The sequence below is a fragment of the Halomonas icarae genome (assembly GCF_009901955.1).
Lineage (GTDB): Bacteria > Pseudomonadota > Gammaproteobacteria > Pseudomonadales > Halomonadaceae > Halomonas > Halomonas icarae.
In genome coordinates this window covers 585,155-607,685 of sequence record NZ_WUTS01000001.1, presented here as the reverse complement: position 1 = coordinate 607,685, position 22,531 = coordinate 585,155, and the positions used below count along the sequence as shown (strand labels likewise).

Genomic DNA, 22,531 nt, shown 5'->3' with positions numbered 1-22,531 from the left:
CTGGCCACCTATTTCCTGCTCTAGGCTCCCGCCTCCAAGGCCTGGCCACCTATTTCCTGCTCTAGGCTCCCGCCTCCAAGGCCAGGCCACTTCTGCTCGCCCCACCATCTCGCCCGCCATCTCCCCACACCATAACGAGAGACCCCGCCTGATGGCGGGGTCTCTCGGTTGCGGTGGGTGAAGGTGTGTCTCAGGCGTCGCGGCTGCTCTCGGCCAGGTCCACCAGCTCGCGGACCGCCACGGCAAACAGCGGGAAGCCGCCCTGTCCGCCGCTTCCGACCTGCTCGAGCAGGCGGCACCAGCGCGCATGCATGGCATCGTGCCGCTCGAGCCACTGCTCGACCCGAGCGGAGGAGTCATCGGCTCCCTCCTCCATCTGCAGCACACTGACGGTCAACGCCAGCTGCTGGCGGTCGATATCGTCACGGAAGGTCTCGCGGGCCTGGGCCTGCCAGCTGTCCCGCACCTTCAGCTCGGTGATCCGGCGGATCATCCATGGGAGCTGCAGACGGTTGCCGATCGCATAGAAGACCTCGGCCACCTGCTCGGGTGCGACGTCGGTCTGGCGGGCGGCCTGGATGATGCCAAGCCCCGCATAGAGGCTACCGGCGGCGGCCACATTGGCCGCCAGGGATTCCGGTACTCCGGCCTCCACCAGCTCGCCTCGACGCGCCTCCCAGGACTCTCGCTCCTCGCCGCTGAGGCGCTCACCGATGCCATCGCGGATCGCCACCAGGCGCGGCGCGAAGAAGTCGATGCACTGGCGAGTATCGAGGCCGGTGCGACTGCGCAGCAACCAGCGTGTCGCGCGACGGATCAGTCGCATCAGGTCAAGCATCATGGCGTACTGCACGCCGCTGGGCACCCGGTTGTCCAGCGCCTCGATCTGCGTCCAGATCTCGTCCAGCCCGAACACTTCTCGCGCGATGACGTAGGCCCGGGCGATCTCGGCTCGACCGGCCCCGGTGGAGTCGATCAATCGGCGCACGAAAACGACACCCATGTGATCGACCAGATCGTTGGCCAGCTGGGTGGCAACGATCTCGCGCTTGAGGCGGTGCTCGTACATCTCGTCGCGATAGCGCTCCACCAGTACCCGCGGGAAGATGCGCTCGACATAACGCTCGATGACCGGGTCGTCGGGAACGTCCGAGACGATCAGATCATCCTTGAGCACACTCTTGGCATAGGAGATCAGCATTGCCAGCTCGGGCAGCAGCATGCCCTGCTGATTGGCGGCCCGCTCCTGGAGCTCCTCATCGGCGGGCAGGAACTCCAGCTCACGATCGAGCTGACCGGCGGCCTCCAGTTCGCTGATGAAGCGCCGGAAGGGGCCAACCCCCTGCTTCGACAGCAACTCGGCGAGGTCGAGCGCCTGGGTCTGGCGATAGTTGCCGAGCAGCACCAGCTCACTGACCTCGTCAGTCATGTCGGCGAGCAGCTGGTTGCGCTGCTTCTCGGTCATGTCGCCGCGCTTGACCACCTCATCGATCAGGATCTTGATATTGACCTCGTGGTCGGAGCAGTTGACCCCGCCGGCGTTGTCGATGAAGTCGGTATTGATGCGCACGCCCCGGGCGGCGGCCTCCATGCGACCACGCTGGGTCATGCCGAGGTTGCCACCCTCGCCCACCACTCGACAGTTGAGCTCACGGCCATCGATCCGCAGGCCATCGTTCGCCTTGTCGCCCACCTGGGCATCGGTCTCGTCACTACCCTTGACGTAGGTACCAATACCACCGTTCCAGATCAGGTCCACCTCGGACTTGAGCATGGCGCTGATCAGCTCGTTGGGGGAGAGTCTCTCCTCACGGATGCCGAACCGCGACTTCATCTGCCTGGAGATGGGGATCGACTTGGCGCTGCGCTTGAAGACCCCGCCCCCCTCGGAGATCAGCGAGACATCGAAGTCTGCCCAGCTGGAACGAGGCATCTCGAACAGGCGCTTGCGCTCGGCGAAGGTGACCGCCGCGTCGGGCTCGGGGTCGACGAAGATATGCAGGTGGTTGAAGGCGCCCACCAGTCGAATCTTGTCCGACAGCAGCATGCCGTTGCCGAAGACATCGCCGCCCATGTCGCCGATGCCCACCACGCTGAACTCGTCCTCCTGGGTATTCACGCCCAGGCCCCGGAAGTGACGCTTGACCGACTCCCAGGCCCCCCTGGCGGTGATTCCCATCTTCTTGTGATCGTAGCCATTGGCACCGCCGGAGGCGAAGGCATCCCCCAGCCAGTGGTCATACTCGGCAGAGATTTCGTTGGCGATATCCGAGAAGGTGGCGGTTCCCTTGTCGGCGGCCACCACCATGTAGGCGTCATCGCCGTCATGACGCACCACGTCACGCGGCGGCACGACGTCACCGCCCTTGAGGTTGTCGGTCACATCGAGCAGCGCCCGGATAAAGGTCTTGTAGCACTCGACCCCTTCGCGCTGAAAGGCCTCGCGGTCGCCCTCGGGCAGCCGCTTGCAGACAAACCCGCCCTTGGCACCCACCGGCACGATCACCGAGTTCTTGACCTGCTGGGCCTTGACCAGCCCCAGCACCTCGGTACGGAAGTCCTCGTGGCGGTCCGACCAGCGCAGCCCGCCCCGGGCCACCTTGCCACCGCGCAGGTGTACCCCCTCGACCCGCGGCGAGCAGACGAAGATCTCGAAGGCGGGACGCGGCTTGGGCATGCCGGTGACTCTCGAGGGCTCAAGCTTGACCGCGATATAGTCCTTGACGCCACCATCCTCGCGTCGCTGGTAGTAGTTGGTGCGCAGGGTAGCCAGAATCAGCTCCATGTAACGACGCAGCAGCTGGTCATCATTGAGGCTGGCCACATCGTCGAGAAGCCGCTGAATGCGCTCTACGCAGGCCTCCTCTTCACCCTCGCCGGGACGGTCGGCGGGGTCGAAGCGCAGCTCAAACAGCGTCACCAGCTCGCGGGTGATCTCCGGATGGCTGGCCAGGGTATTGGCCATGTAGTCCTGAGAGACCCCGAAGCGAATCTGCTTGAGGTAGCGGGCATAGGCCCGCAGCATCGCCACCTCACGCCAGTCGAGATTGGCGCCGATGATCAGGCGGTTGAAGGCGTCGTTATCCGCCTCTCCTGCCCAGATACGCAGAAAGGCCTCGCAGAAGGGCTCGCGCATCTCCTGGAGGTTGACCTCGGTACTGGTGTGATGCTCGAGGTTGAAGTCATGGATCCAGTAGCTGGAATCCCGGGCGCCGATCTCGTAGGGACGCTCGCCGAGCACCCTTAACCCCAGGTTCTCCATCATCGGCAGCACATCGGAGAGCGGAATCGGGGCGCCACGATGGAACAGCTTGAGATTGACCCCGCTGCCCTCCTCCTCCACCAGCCGGTAGAGCGACAGCGCCAATGGCTCCCCCTCGTCGAGCTCACCAATATGGTGCAGATCATAGACCGCGGTACGTGCGCTGAAGTCGTCGCGGTAGCTGGCCGGGAAGGCATCGCGGAATCGGTCCATCAGGCGGTTGGCCTGCTCTTCGCCGAAGCCATCGATACAGGCGTTGTGCAGATCATCACGCCAGTTGCGCGCCAGCTTGGCCAGCTTGGTCTCGAGACGCTTGATCTCGTATTCGACCGGACGGTCGCCCTTGAAGCGCAGGATAAACTGGATGCGTGCCAGCACCGACTCGGAGAGATAGGTGTTGAAATCGCCGAAGGTGGCGTCGAGCTCCTCGCAGAGCATCTCCTGAATGCGCAGACGCAGCTCGGTGGAGAACACATCCCGGGGCACGAAGATCAGGCAGGAGTAAAAGCGACCGGGGAGATCCTCGCGCACGAACAACCGGACGCGACGACGCTCGCGAATGCTGAGGATTCCCAGCGCCGTCTGCGCCAGCTCCTCGGTATCGATCTGGAAGAGATCATCGCGGGGGTAGACCTCGAGAATCTGCAGCAGCTGCTTGCCGTTGTGCCCCTTGGGGCTGAAGCCGGCGATCTCCATCACCGCCTTGAGCTTGCGCCGCAGGATCGGCACGTTGCGCGGCGACTCGTTGTAGACGGTGGCCGTGAACAGCCCCAGGAAGCGATGCTCACCGATCAGGCGCCCCTGCTCGTCATAGCGATCGATGGAGATATAGTCGGGATAGGTGGGACGATGAATCCTGGCGTGGTGGGCGCTCTTGGAGAAGGTCAGCAGCTCCGGCACCAGCACATAGTGGCCATTCTCGATGCCAAGCTCGGTGCGGATACGCTCCCGGTAGCGTGGCTGGTCGAGACGAAAGACGCCAAGCTCGCTCCCCTTCTCCTTCTCGAGAGTCTCCTTGTCCGCCGTCCCCTTCACCGAGTAGGTGTCATAGCCCAGGAAGGTGAAATTGTCCTCGAGCATCCACTCCAGAAAGGTGATTGCCTCGGCATGGTCATCCGGGTCCGTCTGCGGCGGGCAGCAGGTGCGCAGCTCCGACAGCGCCTCCTCGACCTTGGCACGCATCGGGTCGAAGTCAGCCACCGCGGTACGCACATCGACCAGCACCTCCTCGAGGCTGGCCTGCATCTCCTGCAGCTCATCGCTATCGGAGTGACGGTCGATCTCGATAACGATCAGCGACTCGCGCTGGGCCGGGGCCGCGCTGTCCTTGGGCGAGGTCACCGACAGCAGGCGGTGGCCGCGATCCCGCTCCGTCGCCAGCACGGCATTATGGATGGCGTGCACGGTCATGCCACGGCGATTGAGCTCGATGCGCACCGAGTCGACCAGGAAAGGCATGTCCTCGTGCAGCACCGCCACGAAGGTGTGCGGCGACTGCCAGCCATGCTCCTCGAAGTCCGGATTGAAGACCCGCACCTTGGGCTCGGCCGGGTTGAACTGCTGCAGGAAGTGCCACACCGAGAGGGTCGCGCCGTAGATATCGTCGAGCCGGCGATCCTCCAGGTCATCCAGCGGAACCGCAGCATAGAAGTATGCGGCGAAGGCCCCTACCGCCTCCGCCTTGGCGGCATCCAGCTTGGCGCTCAGGCGCTCATCAAGCTGCTTTAGCAGATCCTGTCTGGCTTCGTCATTCGCAACGTGCTGCATCCATCACCTCGGCTACCGGCGGCCGCTCCTGCGGCCGGGAAGTGTTCGACACGACCCCGGTGGGGCCCTGTCGTCAGCTTACGCGACACCCGGAGTGCGACCTAGTCACTTGATGATCTGCTCATGGAGCATGTCGAAAATGCATTACGCCGAGATATCACGGATTCGTCAGTCGCGTCGCTCGAGCAGCACACCGCACTCGCAGTGGTGGGTCCAGGGAAACTGGTCGAACAGCGCGAATCGCGTGATTCGATGGGTCTCGGTCAGGCGCTCCAGATTGCTCGCCAATGTCTCCGGATTGCATGAAATATAGACGATACGCGAATAACCGCTCAGCTGGCGGCAGCTGGCATCGTCGAGACCGGCGCGAGGCGGGTCGACCAGCACGGTGCTGAAGGCATAGTCATCGAGCGCCCACTCGGCGACCCGACGCCCTCCCTTCTCTCCCCTCAAGGCCGCGGCGAACTCCTCGGCCGACATGCGCCCCACGGTGGCGTTGTCGATACCATTGGCGGCCAGATTCTGCCTGGCGCTGGCCACCGAGGTGCGCGAGATCTCCGTGGCCAGCACGCGCCGGAAGTTCTCGGCCAGCGCCACCGTGAAGTTGCCGTTGCCGCAGTAGAGCTCCACCAGGTCTGCGGACTCGCTGCCCCGCGTCACGTCCCGCGCCCAGGCCAGCATCGAGCGGCAGATCTGTGCATTGGGCTGGGTAAAGCTGTTCTCCACCTGCTGATAGACGAACTCACGCCCTTCCACCTCGAGACGCTCCCAGACATGATCACGCTCAAGCACCCAGCGCTGCTTGCGGGCACGACCGATGATCATTACCCCGAGGCGCTCCTGCAGACGACGCGCCTCGGCCTCCCAGGCGTCGTCCAGCTGGCGATGGTAGATCAGCGTCACCAGCGCCTCGCCGGAGAGGGTGGTGAGGAACTCGACCTGAAACAGCCGGCGGCGCAGCGGGTCGTTGTCACGAATGGCATCGAGCAGGCGCGGCATGAGGTCGTTGATCTGCCGGCTGGCGACCGGGTAGTCATCCAGGCGGATGACCGTCTTCTTCCTTTTCTTGGGATTCTCGGCGTCCTCCTCGGACGCTTGAATTTCGAACATGGCGTAGAAGAGGTCATCGCCCTGGTGCCAGATGCGAAACTCGCAGCGCTGGCGATAGTGGCTCGGCGGCGAAGGGTAGACCTCGAGTGCCGGCGGTGCGAAGCGGGAAAAGTCTCGGACGATACGCTCGCGTTTCGCTTCGAGCTGCTGGTCGTAGTGGTCGGGGTCGACGACAGGAATGGCCACGAAGCCTCCAGATAAGTAAGGATGTAAATGATTGAAAGGGAAAGACGTTTTGGGCGTGGATGATCAGCCAAGCGCAAGTGGCCGCGGGCCGCTGAAGCCGAATCGCGACAGGACCCCGGCCAGGGGCATGTCGGGGGCGCTGGCAAAGCTCTGCCCCGGGCCACTCCCGAGTGCCACGTCCGATGCCACCTGGGCCGTGCGCCGGGCGATGGCATCGCTGGAGTCGACCCAGCTCACCGCACGCGGCGCGGCGGCCGACAGGAGATCGCGCAGCAGCGGGAAGTGGGTGCAGCCCAGCACCACGGTATCGAGCTCGGGCTCCTCCCACAGCGGGGCCAGGGCCGAGGCGATCACAGCGCTGTCGGGCAACTCTCCGGCCAGGTAACGTTCCGCCTCGCGCACCAGGGGGTCCGCCGCGACTCGCCTGACTCGACAATCAGCGGCGAAGGTTTCGATCAGGCGGAGTGTATAGGGGCGCGCTACCGTGGCACTGGTGGCCAAGAGCCCGATATGGCGACTTCGGCTGACCATGGCTGCCGGCTTGATGGCGGGTACCGTTCCCACCACCGGTACCCTCAGATGTTCACGCAAGGCATCCAGCGCCAGGGTGCTGGCGGTATTGCAGGCCACCACCAGGGCCGCACAGCGACTGGCCGCCACGGCCGCCTCGCACACCGCCAGAATACGCTCCACGAGCCAGGCATCCTGACGACGCCCATAAGGCAGCATGGCATTGTCACAGGCGTAGGCCAGGGCCGCGTGGGGCATCCGCGCCCGCAATGCGGCCACGACCGAGAGTCCGCCTACTCCGGAATCGAACACCAGAATCGGTCCCGCCATCAGCCACCCCCCCGTCGCCCGGGGGGGCAACAACAGGAGCTGGGTGATGGCGGAAATATCAGGAACGGGCTGGACATGGCAAGGGAGAGGCCGCTGAAATGCCGGCCATTCTACCTCACATCTACCTCACATCTACCTCACAGCGGGGATGAGCCGAAGCACCGGCCTATCAAGGGCCGGCCTATCAAGGGGAATGCCAAATTCAGGTTACTGGCTCGGGAGCATCGCGCAGCTCGGCATACAGCTCGGGATAGGCCTCCTCCAGGCGCTTGACCTGTGCCTGAGCGCCTTCGGGCAGCGCCGCCGCCAGGGCCTCGAGGTCCGCGTCATCGAAGTTCTCCTGGATCAGCGGAAACAGACGCTCACGCTCATCCCTAAGATAGGCACGGTGGCTCTTCAGGTAGGCATTGAGATCCTCGGCGAAGTGCTCCATGGGGACCACGGCATCCATCAGGATCATGTCGATATCATTGGATAGCCGCTTGAGCCGCGACTGCAGAGCCCGGTAGTCCCGAGCCAGGCGTTCGGTGACCTCGACACTGGAAGGATCCAGCTCCATGAGTCGCTCGGTGCAGACCTTTTCGAGAGGCTGAGTGAAACCCTCCTGGTAATCGAGGATATAATCGACGACCTCGCGCACCAGCTGAAAATTGGGGCGCTCTCCGGCCGCCAGGGTCTTCTGCTTGAGCTGCAGAACGTGCAACATGCGCGCCATATTGGCATGATCCTGACGCAACTGGGGCAACATTGGCATGTCGGGCCCTCCTGAAGGAAACCTGGGGAGAAGGCACTCTCCATTGGATACGCCATCCGGGGCTAGGTTCATCTCGAGGCCCCTTCGGCGCCCTCGACGCTAACCCACTCTAGCAGTAGTGACGCCGACCTGCCCCCTCCCCATCAACGCAAGGAGACGCCATGGACCTCTTCGCAAGCGACCGCGACGACGACGCCCCCCTCGCCTGGCGCATGCGCCCGCGCGGCCTCGCCGAGTATGTGGGCCAGCAGGCCCTGGTGGGCCCCGGTAAGCCACTGCGACGCATGGCCGAGAGTGGCCTTGTGCGCTCGATGATCCTGTGGGGGCCGCCAGGCACCGGGAAGACCACCCTGGCGGAGATCCTGGCCGTCGAGTCGGGTGCCGATCTCGAGCATCTCTCCGCGGTGATGGCCGGCGTCAAGGAGATCCGGGCCGTAGTGGAGCGCGCCCAGGCACGCCAGGCTCAGGGGCTGGCGACCCTGCTGTTCCTCGATGAGATCCACCGTCTCAACAAGAGCCAGCAGGATGCACTGCTTCCTCACGTGGAATCGGGGCTGCTGACGCTGATCGGCGCCACGACGGAAAACCCCTCCTTCGAGGTCAACTCGGCCCTGCTCTCCCGGGCCCGGGTGCACATTCTGACATCACTCTCCGAGGAGGAGCTGATGGAGGTGCTGCAGCGCGCCCTGGACGACGAGGAGAGAGGCCTGGGAACACGCCGAATCCGGCCCGAGCCCGATGTACTCAGGGTCCTCGCCCGGTCCGCCGCGGGCGACGCTCGCCGCGCCCTGGGGCTGCTGGAGAGCGCCTGCGACTTTACCGAGGCCGGCCCGGAGGGCAGCGAGATACTTCGCCGGGAAGCACTGGAAGCGGTACTGGGGTACCAGGCCAGCGCCTTCGACAAGCAGGGCGATCACTTCTACGACCTGCTGTCGGCGATCCACAAGTCGGTGCGCTCCTCACGTCCGGATGCCGCCCTCCTCTACATGGCACGCTTTATCCAGGGTGGCGGCGACCCCCTGGATGTGGTCCGCCGGCTGACCGCCATCGCCTCAGAGGATGTGGGAAACGCCGACCCCCGCGCCCTGCCGCTGGTCATGGCCGCCTGGGACGCCTATCTGCGCCTGGGGGATTACGAGGGACAGCGGGCCATCGCCCATGCCGCCATCCACCTCGCCGTGGCCCCCAAGAGCAACGCCATCGACCGGGCCTGGCACCAGGCCAAGGCCTTTGCCGCCAGCCAGCCCCGGCTCGAGGTGCCGAGTTATCTGCGCAACGCCCCCACCAAGCTGATGGAGTCCCTGGGTCATGGGCAGGGATACCGCTATGCCCACCAAGAGCCCCACGGCTACCCCGCCGGCAGCAGTCACGACTGCTGGCCGGATGCGACGCCTCGCGAGCACTTCTATCGGCCCACCGAGTACGGTCAGGAGAAGCGCTATGCGCAGATCATGGCCTGGCGGGAGCAGCTCGATGCCGAGGCGGACGGCACCGACACCTAGCTGGAAGCTGGAAGGCAGCATGAGTTCGCTGCCAAACGTGTCAGGCCCTTTCTACAAGCTTCCAGGAGCGAAGCGACGCTCTTCCAGCTTACAGCTCCTGGCCTGGCGAAGTCGGGTTAGTGGGTATCGCGAATCACATCGGTCCCGTCAGGGATATCGAAGGCGAAGCGGCCATCATCGATGCTCTGGTTCATGCGCACATCACGGAAGACAATGGCGGTGCGCTGCCCCGTGCTGTCAGTCATCTCCAGCCCTACAAGTCGCTCCCCGCGGAAGGTCATCTCCAGCTCCTCGAACAGGGTATCGGGATCCCTGGGCATTAGGGTAAAACGCTCGGCGCTGCCCTGTTGGCTACGCGTGACGTTGAAGCTCTCGACCAGCTCATCGGCACTACCGGAGAGCAGCAGCGCCGGGGTATGGGTCACACGCTGGTCGAGTGCCTGCACGGTGGCCTGCTCCAGGTCGGGGTCATAGAGCACCACGTCGTCCCCATCAGAGACCACCAGCTGCTGGTAAGGGGCGTCTACCTCCCAACGGAACCTGCCGGGTCGCGACAGCCACATGCTTCCGCGCGCCTCCTGGAGCCGCTCACCACCGGCGTCGAGTATCTGCTGCTCGAAGGTGGCCGCATAGGTCTGCATCGGCTCCAGTATACGACTGAGCCGCTCAGCGCCTTCGCTGGCCAGCGCCGATAGCGGCATGGCGAGACCAACGACGAGGGTGGCGAGGCTCTTCTTGACGGTCATGGGCATCTCCCTGAACGGTGCCGGTGAATTCCTGTCATTGAGACCGCTGGCATGCCGCCGGGTTGCCTCCCCGGCGGTGCCTTCACGATAGCTGCATGGTGTCACACCAGCGTCGCCGTATGCAGACACTGATTAGTCACCCGCCGGCGGCGGCGCCAGCACCTCTCGGGCACCATTGGTCCCCATGGTGGAGACCACACCTGCCATCTCCATCGCCTCCACCAGTCGAGCGGCACGGTTATAGCCGATCTTGAAGCGACGCTGCACCGCCGAGATGGAGGCGCGTCGTGAATCGGTGACGAAGGCCACCGCCTCATCGTAGAGCGCATCCTGCTCGGCGTCGTCACCGTCGCCACCTTCGGACTCCAGTCCGGCCAGGGCGTCGGCGGAGACGCCACCGGAGAGGATCTCTTCGATATACACGGGCTCACCGCGACGCTTCCAGTCCTCCACCACCCGATGGACCTCATCGTCATCGACAAAGGCGCCGTGGACACGGGACGGCATGCCCGAGCCTGCCGGCAAATAGAGCATATCGCCATGGCCCAGCAGGTTCTCGGCGCCGCCCTGGTCGAGGATGGTACGCGAATCGACCCGTGAGGAGACCTGGAAGGCCATGCGCGTCGGTACGTTGGCCTTGATCAGGCCGGTGACCACATCCACCGAGGGGCGCTGGGTGGCGAGAATCAGGTGAATGCCGGCGGCTCGCGCCTTCTGAGCCAGCCGTGCGATCAGCTCCTCGACCTTCTTGCCGACAATCATGAACATGTCGGCAAACTCGTCGATCACCACCACGATATAGGGCAGTTTCTCGAGTACCGGTGGACTCTCATGCATCTCCCAGGGCTGCGGCTCCCACAGGGGATCCGCCACCTGGGCACCGGCACGCTCCGCCTCGTCGAGCTTGGCATTGAAACCGGCGATATTGCGCACCCCCATGGAGGCCATCAGCTTGTAGCGTCGCTCCATCTCGGCCACGCACCAGCGCAGGGCGTTGGCGGCCTCCTTCATGTCGGTGACCACCGGGGCGAGCAGATGGGGAATGCCATCATAGACCGAGAGCTCGAGCATCTTGGGGTCGACCATGATCAGGCGCAGCTCCTCGGGTGTCGCCTTGAGCAGCATGGAGATCAACATCGCGTTGACGCCTACCGACTTGCCCGAACCGGTGGTACCGGCCACCAGCAGGTGGGGCATCTTGCCCAGGTTGGCCACCACAGGGCCGCCGCCAATATCCTGCCCCAGGGCCAGGGTCAACGCCGAGTCGGCCTGCTGGTAACGATCTGAGTCGATCACCTCGCGCAGGCGAATCATCGCTCGGTTGGGATTGGGGATCTCGATGCCGACGGTAGGCCGCCCGGGGATCACCTCCACCACACGCACACTCTTGACCATCAACGAACGTGCCAGGTCCTTGGCCAGATTGCTGATCTTGGAAACCTTTACCCCGGCAGCCGGCTTGATCTCGAAGCGTGTGATTACCGGCCCCGGCCAGGTTTCCACCACCTCGGCCTTGACCCCGTACTCGCGCAGCCTTACTTCGAGTAGCTCAGCCATTTCCGCCAGCTGCTCGCCGGTATAGTTCTGCTTCTGTGGCTCCGGGGGAGTCAGCAGGCGCAGGCTGGGCAGATCACCATCGGGCTCGGGCAAATCATCCAGTGTTGGGCGCTGGCTCTGCAGGTGCTCCACGGTCCATAGCCGCATGCCCTCCTCCTCGGCGGCGTCCCTGGCCTGCTCCGCGGTGGCTACCCGTGGCGCTTCCGACTCATCATCGCCGCTCGCCGGCTCTGGCTCGGGTGGCTGTGCTACCTGGTGTGGGGCCGCAGCATCCCGGGGCATCGCCGAGGCCTCAACCATCTGCGAGACAGCGGCACCCTCACTCGCCACTGGGGTCACAACGCCTGCGCACTCCCCGGACTCCTCGGCTACCGCCGGCTCGTCCCAGGTCAGCCTCGGCTCATCATCGTCCGTGCCGTCACCATCGAAATGACCACCGCTCAGCACCGGCTCGTGCCGCTGGCGGGTTTTCGGCGCGGGCCGATGTGGCGTGCCTCCACCGGCCGTCGCTGTCTCGTTTGTCGGGCTAGTGTTCGCCGGGCTAGTGTTTGCCGGACTATGACTCGTCGAGCCGTCAAACACCGCTCTATCACTCGCCGTACCCGCCGGTCGACTGTTGTCTGTGCCATCGGCGTCCCGACCATGGCCTTTCGGATCATGCCTTTCCGAATCTTTTCTTGCCGACCTTTCCGGTGCCGGGGCTGACTCGCCAGGCATCGTGTCATCGGTGCGACTGGCTCTCAGGGCCGGTCCCTGCCAGGCCCTTGCCGGCTCCCCGTCCTCGGGCAACATGGGCTCGGGAACACTCTCCGGCACGCCTTTCGGCTCACGGCAGGCTTCTGTTTTCGGCACACTTCTCGCCACACTCGTCGCCTCGGGGGCGGTGAACGAATGGGGATCAGGAGAAGAGAGCCGGGATTTCTGGGGTTCAGATGAAGAGGGCTCAGTTGAAGAAATCTCGGGCGAAGATGCCTCGGATACAGAGGCCACGGGTGCGCGAGACCTCGTGGGAGTGGCGATCTGTGACGTATAGGCGGCGCCGGGCTGCTTGGCCGATGGTGTACGCTCGGGCACCTCCCAGGGAATGTCGGTGCTGCCATCATCGCCCAAACCGGGCTCACGACGCGAGGTGGTAGCGACTGTCGGGCCGACTCGACCACCACGCGACAGCGGCAGCAAGCGGCGCCACCAGCGCGTTCGCCCGCCGTTGCCATCCGTCATCTCGGGACTGGCATCGGATGCCGGAGCGGCTGTTTCCCTCGCCTCGACCTCCTCTTTCGCCGCGACCTCCTTCTCGGGCTTGCCTGGCGAAGTGGAGCCCCGGCGGGTAAAGGCAAACCGCTCTGCCAGCCAGGCCCACAGGCGCAGGGCCCCACGCCCCAGCTCATCCATCACGCTGAACCAGGAGAGCCCAGTGAACAGTGGAAAGCCGCAGAGCAGCGCCACCAGAGCCATCAGACCGCTGCCCCCAACACCCACCATGGGCAGCAACGCTCCCACCAGCCCTTCGCCGAGGATCCCCCCCGTGGAGTAGGGCAAGGGACCCTCCGGGCGATAGAAATGCAGGGCGCCCAGAGTGGTCGTTCCCAGCAGCAGCAGGATCAACCCACCACCACGAACTGCCAGCGCGGTGGCATCCCAGACGAGTCGTGCCTGCCGGGAGCGCAACAGGCGCCAGGCGGCGAGACCGAGCATACCGGGCCACCACAGGGCGCTGACGCCGAACAGGGAGTAGAGCACGTCGGATAACCAGGCACCCACCGGTCCCATCCAGTTCACGACGCCTTCCTCGGGCCCGCTGCGTGACCAGCCGGGATCACTTCCCTCATAGCTGAACAGGGCCAGCAGCAGGAACACGCAGACCGCCAGCAACACGATCACCACGCCCTCACGCGCCACTCCTTGCAGCTTTACCCCGAAGCGCTTCGCCGATTCTCTGGCATTGGTCGCGCGGTCTACCCGCGACGCGGTCTGCTTCTCGACACTCAACGAATCATCCCCCTTGCGCCACGCCTGGCGCCGTGCGAATGCGTGGCACCAATCATACCGAGCGAAGGCGCCGCATCACAGTGGGCTGAACTCGAGAGGTCCCGGCTTGAGCGGTGCCGGCGTGAGCGGCACACTGCCATCTCGATCACAAGGATGCCGACCCCATGCTGCCCTGGTTGCCCCCCTCGCCCGTCCACTTTCCTCCTTTGAGCGAGGCACTGAACGATCCCGACGGCCTGCTGGCAGCCGGGGGTAGCCTCACTCCCGAGTGGCTGCTGTGCGCCTATCGACACGGCATCTTCCCCTGGTATAGCGACGATCAGCCTATCCTCTGGTGGAGCCCGGACCCGCGCATGGTGCTGTTTCCGGACGAGATCCGGGTATCTCGCAGCCTGGCCAAGCGGGTACGCAATGCCGGCTTCACGGTGACCGCCAACCGCGCCTTCGACGCCGTGATCGAGGCCTGTGCCGCCCCTCGAGATGGGCTGCCTGGCACCTGGATCGACGAAGAGATGCGTGCCGCCTATGCCCGCCTGCACGTCATCGGCGCGGCTCATTCGGTGGAGGTGTGGCGCGATGGCAGCCTGGTCGGCGGGCTCTATGGTGTCGCTCTGGGGCCGGTTTTCTTCGGCGAGTCGATGTTCTCGCGAACGGCCGATGCCTCCAAGGTCGCCCTGGTGAAGCTGGCCGACGCGATGTCCGCGGGCGGCGGCCGACTCATCGACTGCCAGATGCACACCCCCCACCTGGCCAGACTGGGTGCCCGTGAGATCGCTCGGGCAACATTCATCGGCTATCTTGAAGAGTGGCTGGGCAGCCCCGGCAGCGATGTTACCTCGCCCGATCACTGGGTGCCCGCCTGCTGGTCCTTCGCCCCATTCGCCGGGCCTGCCAGCGATTCCGACTGACCGCCCAGCGCCAGGGAGAGCCGCCGTGAGCAGCAACACCCCTCAACAACCGACCCGGGACCTGCGTTTCTTCCTGACCGTGCCCCACGCCTGCAGCTATCTGGAGGGGCGCGAGGCAACCACTCTGTTCCTGGACCCACAGGAGTCCCCGGGCCAGGGCGTATACGACGCACTGGCACTGCTAGGCTTCCGGCGCAGCGGGCGCCACCTCTATCGCCCACATTGCGAGGGCTGCAGCGCCTGTATTTCGGTACGCATTCCGGTGGAGGAATTCTCGCCCAACCGAACCCAGCGGCGGCTGATGCGGCGCAATGATGACCTGAGTCTCCACCTGCGACCGGCCATCTACGATCCCGAGCACTATGCCCTCTATGCCGACTATATCCGTACGCGTCATGCCGATGGCGACATGTTTCCGCCAAGCCACGAGCAGTATCGCACCTTCCTGACGCTCGACCAGCCCTATGCCAGACTACTGGAATTCCGCCTGGCGGGACGGCTGATAGCGGTAGCGGCCTTCGATCAGCTCGAGCATGGCCTCTCGGCAATCTATACCTTCTTCGACCCCGCCCCCGACCTGGAGCGTCGCTCCCTGGGGACCTATGCGGTCCTGTGCCTTGTCGAGCTGTCCCGACGGCGTGAACTCCCTCACCTCTATCTGGGTTACTGGATCCGCGAGTGCCGCAAGATGGCCTACAAGCAGGCCTTCCAGCCGCTGGAGCGTCTGGAGGGGCGCCGCTGGCAGCGGCTGATCCCCAGCTGAGGTTGTCAACCACCCATTCTTTGCCTTGCCGGCCGGCATGCGGCACAATATCGCGCTATTCTTTTCCCATGCCCCCTTTGGGCCATAGGACATGATCCACCAACAGCGAGGAATCGCCTATATGGCACGTGAAGACCATATCGAGATGGAAGGCGTGATCGTCGATACCCTTCCCAACACCACCTTCCGCGTCGAACTCGAGAACGGGCATGTGGTAACCGCTCATATCTCCGGCAAGATGCGCAAGAACTACATCCGCATCCTCACCGGCGACAAGGTCAAGGTCGAGCTGACTCCCTACGACCTGACCAAGGGCCGCATCGTCTACCGCTCCCGCTGATACCGGCGGTCGAGCGACTCGGCCTCCCCTGCCGCCTGCATGACAACGCCCCGTCTCTCGACAGGGCGCTGCGTTGTGGATGAACGGCGGGCTAGTGCCCGCCTGTCTTTCCTGCCTATGGGGCGTCGGCCATCTCCGACTCGGTATCGAGGTGCAACTCCCCCTGTTCCACGCTGACGTGGACCAGCCCACCGTGCTCGGATAGCTCGCCGAACAGGATCATCTCCGCCAGTGGCTTCTTGAGCCTCTCCTGGATCAGGCGCGCCATGGGACGAGCCCCCATGTCCGGGTCGTATCCCCGCTCCGCCAGCCACACTCGAGCCTCCTCGTCCACATCGAGCTGAACACGCTTCTCGTCCAGCTGGGCCTGCAGCTCCACCAGGAACTTGTCGACCACACTGCGCACCACCGCGGGGGGCAGTGCGTGGAATTGGATGATGCCATCCAGGCGGTTGCGGAACTCCGGCGAGAAGGTCTTGCGGATCACCTCCATGGCGTCAGTCGAGTGATCCTGGGTCTGGAAGCCGATGGACCGCCGGGTGGCCTGCTCGACTCCGGCGTTGGAGGTCATGATCAGGATCACATGGCGGAAATCCGCCTCGCGGCCGTTGTTATCGGTGAGTCGACCATGGTCCATCACCTGAAGCAGAAGGTTGAAGACCTCGGGATGCGCCTTCTCGATCTCATCGAGCAGCAGCACACAGTGCGGCTGCTTGGTGATCGCCTCGGTCAGCAAGCCCCCCTGGTCATAGCCGACATATCCTGGCGGAGCACCGATCAGCCGTGACACGGTGTGGCGCTCCATATACTCCGACATGTCGAAGCGCACCAACTCGATCCCCATGATATGCGAGAGCTGGCGAGCGACCTCGGTCTTGCCCACACCGGTGGGTCCGGCGAACAGGAAGCTGCCCACCGGCTTGTCGGGCGACTTGAGACCCGCCCGCGACAGCTTGATCGCCGCGGCGAGACTGTCGATCGCCTCATCCTGGCCGAATACCAGCATCTTCAGGTCGCGATCGATGTTCGCCAGCAGCTTGCGGTCGGAGCTGGAGACACTCTTCGGCGGAATCCGCGCGATGGAGGCCACCACCGCCTCGATCTGATCGGTATCGATGCAGTCGACACTCACCTCCGGCGGCAGTAGGCGCTGATGCGCCCCCGCCTCGTCGATCACGTCGATGGCCTTGTCGGGCAGGTGGCGGTCATTGATATAACGATCCGCCAGCCGCGCGGCACTCTCCAGGGCACCATCGGTATACTTGAGCTGGTGATGCTCCTCGAAGCGCGAGCGCAGCCCCTTGAGGATACGGATGGTGTCCTCCACCGACGGCGCCGGCACATCCACCTTCTGGAAACGGCGGGCCAGTGCTCGATCCTTCTCGAAGATGCCGCGATACTCCTGGAAGGTGGTGGATCCGATGCAGCGCAGCTCACCTGAGGAGAGCATCGGCTTGAGCAGGTTGGAGGCATCCATCACCCCGCCCGAGGCGGCCCCGGCACCGATCACGGTATGAATCTCGTCGATGAAAAGGACGGCGTTGGGCTGCTTGCGCAGTTCGGCGAGCAGCGCCTTGAGGCGCTTCTCGAAATCGCCACGATACTTGGTGCCGGCCAGAAGCGCTCCCATGTCCAGGGAGTAGACCACGGCGTCACCAATCACCTCGGGTACGTCCTCCTCGACGATTCGCTTTGCCAATCCCTCGGCGATGGCGGTCTTGCCCACCCCCGCCTCCCCCACCAGCAGCGGGTTGTTCTTGCGGCGCCGGGCAAGGATCTGGACCACCCTCTCCAGCTCGTGCTCGCGACCGATCAGCGGATCGATCTTGCCCATCCGAGCCTGCTCATTGAGGTTGGTGGCATAGCCGGTCAATGGATTGGAAGCGGCCTCGCCGCCCTCCTCGGCCTCCTCCGACTCCGACGAGGGAGATGACGGTGCCTGGTCATGGCCGGACACCTTCGAGATGCCGTGAGCGATATAGTTGACGGCATCGACGCGCGCCACATTCTGCTGCTTGAGGAAATAGACCGCCTGGCTCTCCTGCTCGGAGAAGATCGCCACCAGCACGTTGGCGCCGGTCACCTCACTCTTGCCGGAGGATTGCACGTGGAATACTGCCCGCTGCAGCACACGCTGGAAGCCCAGCGTCGGCTGGGTCTCACGATCGGCATGATCCTCGGGAATCAGTGGCGTCGTGGAGTTGATAAAGTCCTGCAGGTCGGACCGCAGCTTGTCGAGATTGGCCCCGCAGGCGCGCAGCACATCAGCCGCCGAGGCGTTGTCGAGCAGCGCCAGCAGCAGGTGCTCCACGGTCATGAACTCGTGGCGCTTCGAGCGTGCCACGGTGAAGGCCGTGTTCAGGGTCAGTTCAAGTTCTTTGCTCAGCATGGCAGTCCCCTTCTTGCCGCCCAGGGCATTGCGTCGGATCTTTGTCGGTCCGGCATCATCAACATCGGGCACAATCGCCACCGTTGCAAGCTTGCTCACCAACGGCAGGCGATATCACACCCGTCGCAACCATGTCCGGGGTGGTCAGTCCGCCGCTTCTATATCCGACAGCAGCGGATGCTGACACTCTCTAGCATATTGATTGACTTGATGACTTTTGGTTTCGGCAATATCGCGTGTAAAGATGCCACAGGTGGCCTTGCCCTGAGTATGGACCGTCAGCATCACCTGCACTGCGGTCTCACTATCCAGATGGAAGAACGACTGCAGTACCTCCACCACGAACTCCATGGGGGTGAAGTCATCGTTGTGCAACACCACCTTGTACATCGGCGGTGTCGCCAGTTGCGGATCGGCGGTCTGCACCGCCAGGTCGCCACCCTCGTCGGTACCCGGGGGCCGTGTCATGCCGCCGTGCACTCCTACTGCCAACATCTGCACAAACATAGGGGGCATCATTCGTCTCGACTGTGCCGGACCTGACAGAACGTCCTGACGATTGGACGTCGCCGCGCCGGCGGGGTTCATCGACCTCCTCGAACCGTCAGGCACAACGCAAGGCCCCCGTCCACCAGGCGGCGGACGGGGGCCTGCCTTGCAGGGTCGCCTTACATGTTATCGGCGACCGCCTGACCGAACTCGGAGCACTTGAGAAGCTTGGCATCATCCATCAGGCGATGGAAGTCATAGGTCACCTCCCCCTTGGCAATCGCCTTCTCCATACCCTTGAGCACCAGATCGGCGGCCTCGACCCAGCCCATATGCCGCAGCATCATCTCCGCGGAGAGGATCAACGATCCGGGGTTGACCTTGTCCAGGCCGGCATACTTCGGCGCGGTGCCGTGGGTCGCCTCGAACATGGCGGTGGTGTCGGAGAGATTGGCGCCCGGCGCAATGCCGATACCGCCCACCTCCGCCGCCAGGGCGTCGGAGAGGTAATCACCGTTGAGGTTAAGGGTCGCAATCACATCATACTCGGCAGGGCGCAGCAGGATCTGCTGCAGCATGGCATCGGCGATCACGTCCTTGATGACGATATCCCTGCCGGTCTGGGGGTTCTTCATGGTCATCCAGGGGCCGCCGTCGAGCAGCTCGGCACCGAACTCCTCCCTGGCCAGCTCATACCCCCAGTCCTTGAAGGAGCCCTCGGTGAACTTCATGATATTGCCCTTGTGCACCAGCGTCAGCGACTCGCGATCATTATCGATGGTGTACTGCAGGGCCTGACGCACCAGACGCTTGGTGCCTTCGACAGAGACCGGCTTGACCCCGATGCCGCACTCCTCCGGGAAACGGATATTGGTGACTCCCATCTCCTCACGCAGGAACCTGATCACCTTGTCGGCCTCGGGCGACCCGGCCTTCCACTCGATGCCGGCGTAGATGTCCTCGGAGTTCTCGCGGAAGATGACCATATCGACATCGCCCGGCTGCTTCACCGGGCTCGGCACCCCTTCGAACCAGCGAACCGGTCGCTGACAGACATAGAGGTCGAGCTTCTGGCGCAGTGCCACGTTCAACGAACGGATACCGCCCCCCACCGGAGTCGTCAGCGGCCCCTTGATGGAGACGATATACTCCTTGACGGCTTCCAGCGTCTCTTCCGGCAGCCAGGTATCGGCATCATAGACGCGGGTGGCCTTCTCGCCGGCATAGACCTCCATCCAGTGAATCTTGCGCTCACCGTTGTAGGCCTTCTGCACGGCGGCATCGATGGCGATCATCATTGCCGGAGTGACGTCGGCACCGATGCCATCACCCTCGATAAACGGGATGATCGGCTCGTTCGGTACATTCAGGCTGTTGTCGGCATTGGCGGTGATCTTCTGGCCACCGTCAGGCGTGACAATCTTCTGAAACTCCATGAGAACTCCCCGCTTGGTCGGTTCAGTGGAGAGCGAAGTATAGCATCGAGCCTACCGAGTGGCGTACAGGACCCGTGCGGTCAACACAGCCCCTTCCCGCCCCCTGACCGAGCAAGGCCTGGAGGCCTGCCGGGACACTTGTCGACAATCATGATAGAGTACCGGCCTCACTGGAGGGCGCCCTGTAATGCATGCCCCCATTTCCCGCCAACGCAGTGACCAGAGAGATCTACGCCCATGTCCCAAACGCCCAAGATTATCTACACGTTCACCGACGAGGCGCCTGCGCTGGCGACCCACTCGCTGCTGCCGATCATCGACGCCTACACGGACGCCGCCGGCATCGAAGTGGAAACCCGCGACATCTCCCTGGCCGCCCGCGTCCTCTCCCAGTTCCCCGACTATCTGGCGGAGGAGCAGCGTGTAGAGGATCACCTGGCCGAACTGGGTGCCCTGGCCAAGACCCCTGAAGCCAATATCATCAAGCTGCCCAACATCAGTGCTTCCATGCCGCAGCTTCGGGCCACCATCAAGGAGTTGCAGGGCCAGGGCTACCCCCTCCCGGACTACCCGGACGAGCCCAGCACAGAAGAAGAGAAAGAGATCCAGGCGCGCTATGCCAGGGTCATGGGCAGTGCCGTCAACCCGGTGCTGCGCGAGGGCAACTCGGACCGTCGCGCTCCCAAGGCGGTCAAGGAGTATGCCCGCAAGTACCCCCATCATATGGGTGAGTGGAGCCAGGCCTCGCGCAGCCACGTCTCACACATGCATGGAGGCGACTTCTACGATGGCGAGAAGTCGATGACACTGGACCGTGCGCGTGACGTGAAGATGGAGCTGATCACCGAGAGCGGCGAGACCATCGTGCTCAAGCCCCACGTCTCGCTGCTCGAGGGTGAAGTCATCGACAGCATGTTCATGAGCAAGAAGGCGCTGCTCGCGTTCTACGAGCGGGAGATCGAGGACGCACGCAAGACCGGCGTGATGTTCTCGCTGCACGTCAAGGCGACGATGATGAAGGTCTCGCACCCCATCGTGTTCGGCCACTGCGTGAGAATGTTCTACAAGGATGCCTTCGAGAAGCATGGCGAGCTGTTTGACGAGCTTGGCGTCGACGTCAACAACGGCATGGCCAACCTCTACGACAGGATCGAGACCCTGCCCGAGGCCCAGCGCGACGAAATCATCCGCGACCTTCACGCCTGTCACGACGAGCGCCCCGAGCTTGCGATGGTCGACTCGGCACGCGGCATCACCAACTTCCACTCGCCCAGTGACGTGATCGTTGATGCCTCGATGCCCGCCATGATCCGTGCCGGCGGCAAGATGTACGGCGCCGACGGCCGCCTCAAGGACGTCAAGGCGGTCATGCCGGAGTCCACCTTCGCCCGGATCTATCAGGAGATGATCAACTTCTGCAAGTGGCATGGCGCCTTTGACCCGGCCACCATGGGCACCGTGCCCAACGTCGGCCTGATGGCCCAGAAGGCGGAGGAGTATGGCTCCCACGACAAGACCTTCGAGGTCCCGGCGGCGGGTGTCGCCAACATCACCGATCTGGAGACCGGTGAAGTGCTGCTCTCCCAGAATGTCGAGGAGGGTGATATCTGGCGCATGTGCCAGGTCAAGGATGCGCCGATCCGCGACTGGGTCAAGCTCGCCGTAAACCGCTGCCGCGACTCGGGCATGCCGGCGGTCTTCTGGCTCGACCCCTATCGTCCCCACGAGAACGAGCTGATCAAGAAGGTCAAGACCTACCTCGCGGAGCACGACACCGAGGGCCTGGACATCCAGATCATGTCCCAGGTCCGCGCCATGCGCTACACCCTGGAGCGTGTGGTGCGTGGCCTCGACACCATCTCGGTGACCGGCAACATCCTGCGTGACTACCTGACCGACCTGTTCCCGATCCTCGAGCTCGGCACCAGTGCCAAGATGCTCTCCATCGTTCCTCTGATGGAGGGTGGCGGCCTGTTCGAGACCGGCGCCGGCGGCTCCGCACCGAAGCATGTGCAGCAGCTCCTCGAGGAGAACCACCTGCGCTGGGACAGCCTCGGCGAGTTCCTTGCCCTGTGTGCCTCCCTGGAGCACCTCGCCAAGCAGTTCGGCAACGAGCGCGCGACCCTGCTGGCCGATGCGCTGGACAAGGCTACCGGCGAGTTCCTCGAGAGCAACAAGTCACCTTCACGCAAGGTGGGCGAGCTGGACAACCGCGGCAGCCACTTCTACCTGGCGCTGTACTGGGCCGAGGCCCTGGCCGCCCAGGACCAGGACGCCGGCCTCAAGGAGCGCTTCGGGCGCCTGGCCGAGACCCTCAAGGCCAACGAGCAGACCATCCTCGAGGAGCTCAACGGCGTGCAGGGTCAGCCGGTCGATATCAAGGGCTACTATCATCCCGATGCCGAGCTGGCGCGCTCCGTCATGCGTCCCAGCAAGACGCTGAACGAGGCCCTGGCGATGGTCGCCAAGGGCTGAGCTACCGTCACACGGTGA

The 22,531-nt window shown here is 64.0% G+C and carries 14 protein-coding genes; 5 read left to right on the top strand and 9 right to left on the bottom strand.

Annotation, left to right across the window (positions count from 1 at the left end):
- Positions 1 to 190: 190 nt before the first annotated feature.
- From GRB80_RS02785 to GRB80_RS02770, 4 genes are all read right to left on the bottom strand, one after another.
- Positions 191 to 5,029, bottom strand: a complete 4,839-nt coding sequence (locus GRB80_RS02785; protein ID WP_161422480.1) for an NAD-glutamate dehydrogenase — start codon at positions 5,027 to 5,029, stop codon at positions 191 to 193.
- A 168-nt stretch (positions 5,030 to 5,197) separates the two neighbouring features.
- Positions 5,198 to 6,325 (bottom strand): tRNA (uridine(54)-C5)-methyltransferase TrmA, encoded by a 1,128-nt coding sequence (trmA, locus tag GRB80_RS02780; RefSeq protein ID WP_161422479.1) that lies wholly within the window; start codon positions 6,323 to 6,325, stop codon positions 5,198 to 5,200.
- A 63-nt stretch (positions 6,326 to 6,388) separates the two neighbouring features.
- Complete coding sequence (murI, locus tag GRB80_RS02775; protein WP_132044951.1) at positions 6,389 to 7,165, bottom strand: glutamate racemase; 777 nt, start codon at positions 7,163 to 7,165, stop codon at positions 6,389 to 6,391.
- 202 nt (positions 7,166 to 7,367) lie between these two features.
- Positions 7,368 to 7,913, bottom strand: a complete 546-nt coding sequence (locus GRB80_RS02770; RefSeq protein ID WP_132044967.1) for a hemerythrin domain-containing protein — start codon at positions 7,911 to 7,913, stop codon at positions 7,368 to 7,370.
- A 167-nt stretch (positions 7,914 to 8,080) separates the two neighbouring features.
- On the opposite strand from GRB80_RS02770, the gene GRB80_RS02765 reads away from it, so the two are divergent.
- Positions 8,081 to 9,421 (top strand): replication-associated recombination protein A, encoded by a 1,341-nt coding sequence (locus GRB80_RS02765; protein WP_161422478.1) that lies wholly within the window; start codon positions 8,081 to 8,083, stop codon positions 9,419 to 9,421.
- A gap of 116 nt (positions 9,422 to 9,537) precedes the next feature.
- Here GRB80_RS02765 and lolA read toward each other — a convergent pair whose 3' ends face one another.
- Together lolA and GRB80_RS02755 are read right to left on the bottom strand one after the other, a co-directional pair.
- On the bottom strand, positions 9,538 to 10,167 hold the full coding sequence (gene lolA, locus GRB80_RS02760) for an outer membrane lipoprotein periplasmic chaperone LolA (RefSeq protein WP_161422477.1): 630 nt from the start codon (positions 10,165 to 10,167) through the stop codon (positions 9,538 to 9,540).
- Between the two features lie 132 nt (positions 10,168 to 10,299).
- Positions 10,300 to 13,713, bottom strand: coding sequence for a DNA translocase FtsK (locus tag GRB80_RS02755; protein ID WP_161422476.1), 3,414 nt, complete (start codon positions 13,711 to 13,713; stop codon positions 10,300 to 10,302).
- A gap of 164 nt (positions 13,714 to 13,877) precedes the next feature.
- Here GRB80_RS02755 and aat point away from each other — a divergent pair, with 164 nt between their 5' ends.
- The 3 genes from aat (at position 13,878) to infA (ending at position 15,724) form a co-directional block, all read left to right on the top strand.
- Positions 13,878 to 14,621: a leucyl/phenylalanyl-tRNA--protein transferase gene (aat, locus tag GRB80_RS02750; protein ID WP_132044943.1), complete on the top strand. Its 744-nt coding sequence runs from the start codon at positions 13,878 to 13,880 to the stop codon at positions 14,619 to 14,621.
- A gap of 25 nt (positions 14,622 to 14,646) precedes the next feature.
- Complete coding sequence (locus GRB80_RS02745; RefSeq protein WP_132044941.1) at positions 14,647 to 15,384, top strand: arginyltransferase; 738 nt, start codon at positions 14,647 to 14,649, stop codon at positions 15,382 to 15,384.
- 121 nt (positions 15,385 to 15,505) lie between these two features.
- Complete coding sequence (infA, locus tag GRB80_RS02740) at positions 15,506 to 15,724, top strand: translation initiation factor IF-1 (RefSeq protein WP_027961652.1); 219 nt, start codon at positions 15,506 to 15,508, stop codon at positions 15,722 to 15,724.
- Between the two features lie 115 nt (positions 15,725 to 15,839).
- On the opposite strand, the gene clpA is transcribed toward infA, so the two are convergent.
- The 3 genes from clpA to icd form a co-directional block, all read right to left on the bottom strand.
- On the bottom strand, positions 15,840 to 18,113 hold the full coding sequence (gene clpA, locus GRB80_RS02735; protein WP_161422475.1) for an ATP-dependent Clp protease ATP-binding subunit ClpA: 2,274 nt from the start codon (positions 18,111 to 18,113) through the stop codon (positions 15,840 to 15,842).
- Positions 18,114 to 18,257: 144 nt separating this feature from the next.
- The gene (gene clpS / locus GRB80_RS02730) at positions 18,258 to 18,581 is read right to left on the bottom strand and encodes an ATP-dependent Clp protease adapter ClpS (protein ID WP_132044937.1); all 324 of its coding nucleotides are present in this window, start codon (positions 18,579 to 18,581) and stop codon (positions 18,258 to 18,260) included.
- A 200-nt stretch (positions 18,582 to 18,781) separates the two neighbouring features.
- The gene (icd, locus tag GRB80_RS02725) at positions 18,782 to 20,038 is read right to left on the bottom strand and encodes an NADP-dependent isocitrate dehydrogenase (RefSeq protein WP_161422474.1); all 1,257 of its coding nucleotides are present in this window, start codon (positions 20,036 to 20,038) and stop codon (positions 18,782 to 18,784) included.
- 237 nt (positions 20,039 to 20,275) lie between these two features.
- On the opposite strand from icd, the gene GRB80_RS02720 reads away from it, so the two are divergent.
- Positions 20,276 to 22,513 carry an NADP-dependent isocitrate dehydrogenase gene (locus GRB80_RS02720; RefSeq protein ID WP_161422473.1) on the top strand — a complete coding sequence of 746 codons (2,238 nt, stop codon included), beginning with the start codon at positions 20,276 to 20,278 and terminating at the stop codon, positions 22,511 to 22,513.
- The last annotated feature ends 18 nt before the right edge of the window (positions 22,514 to 22,531 follow it).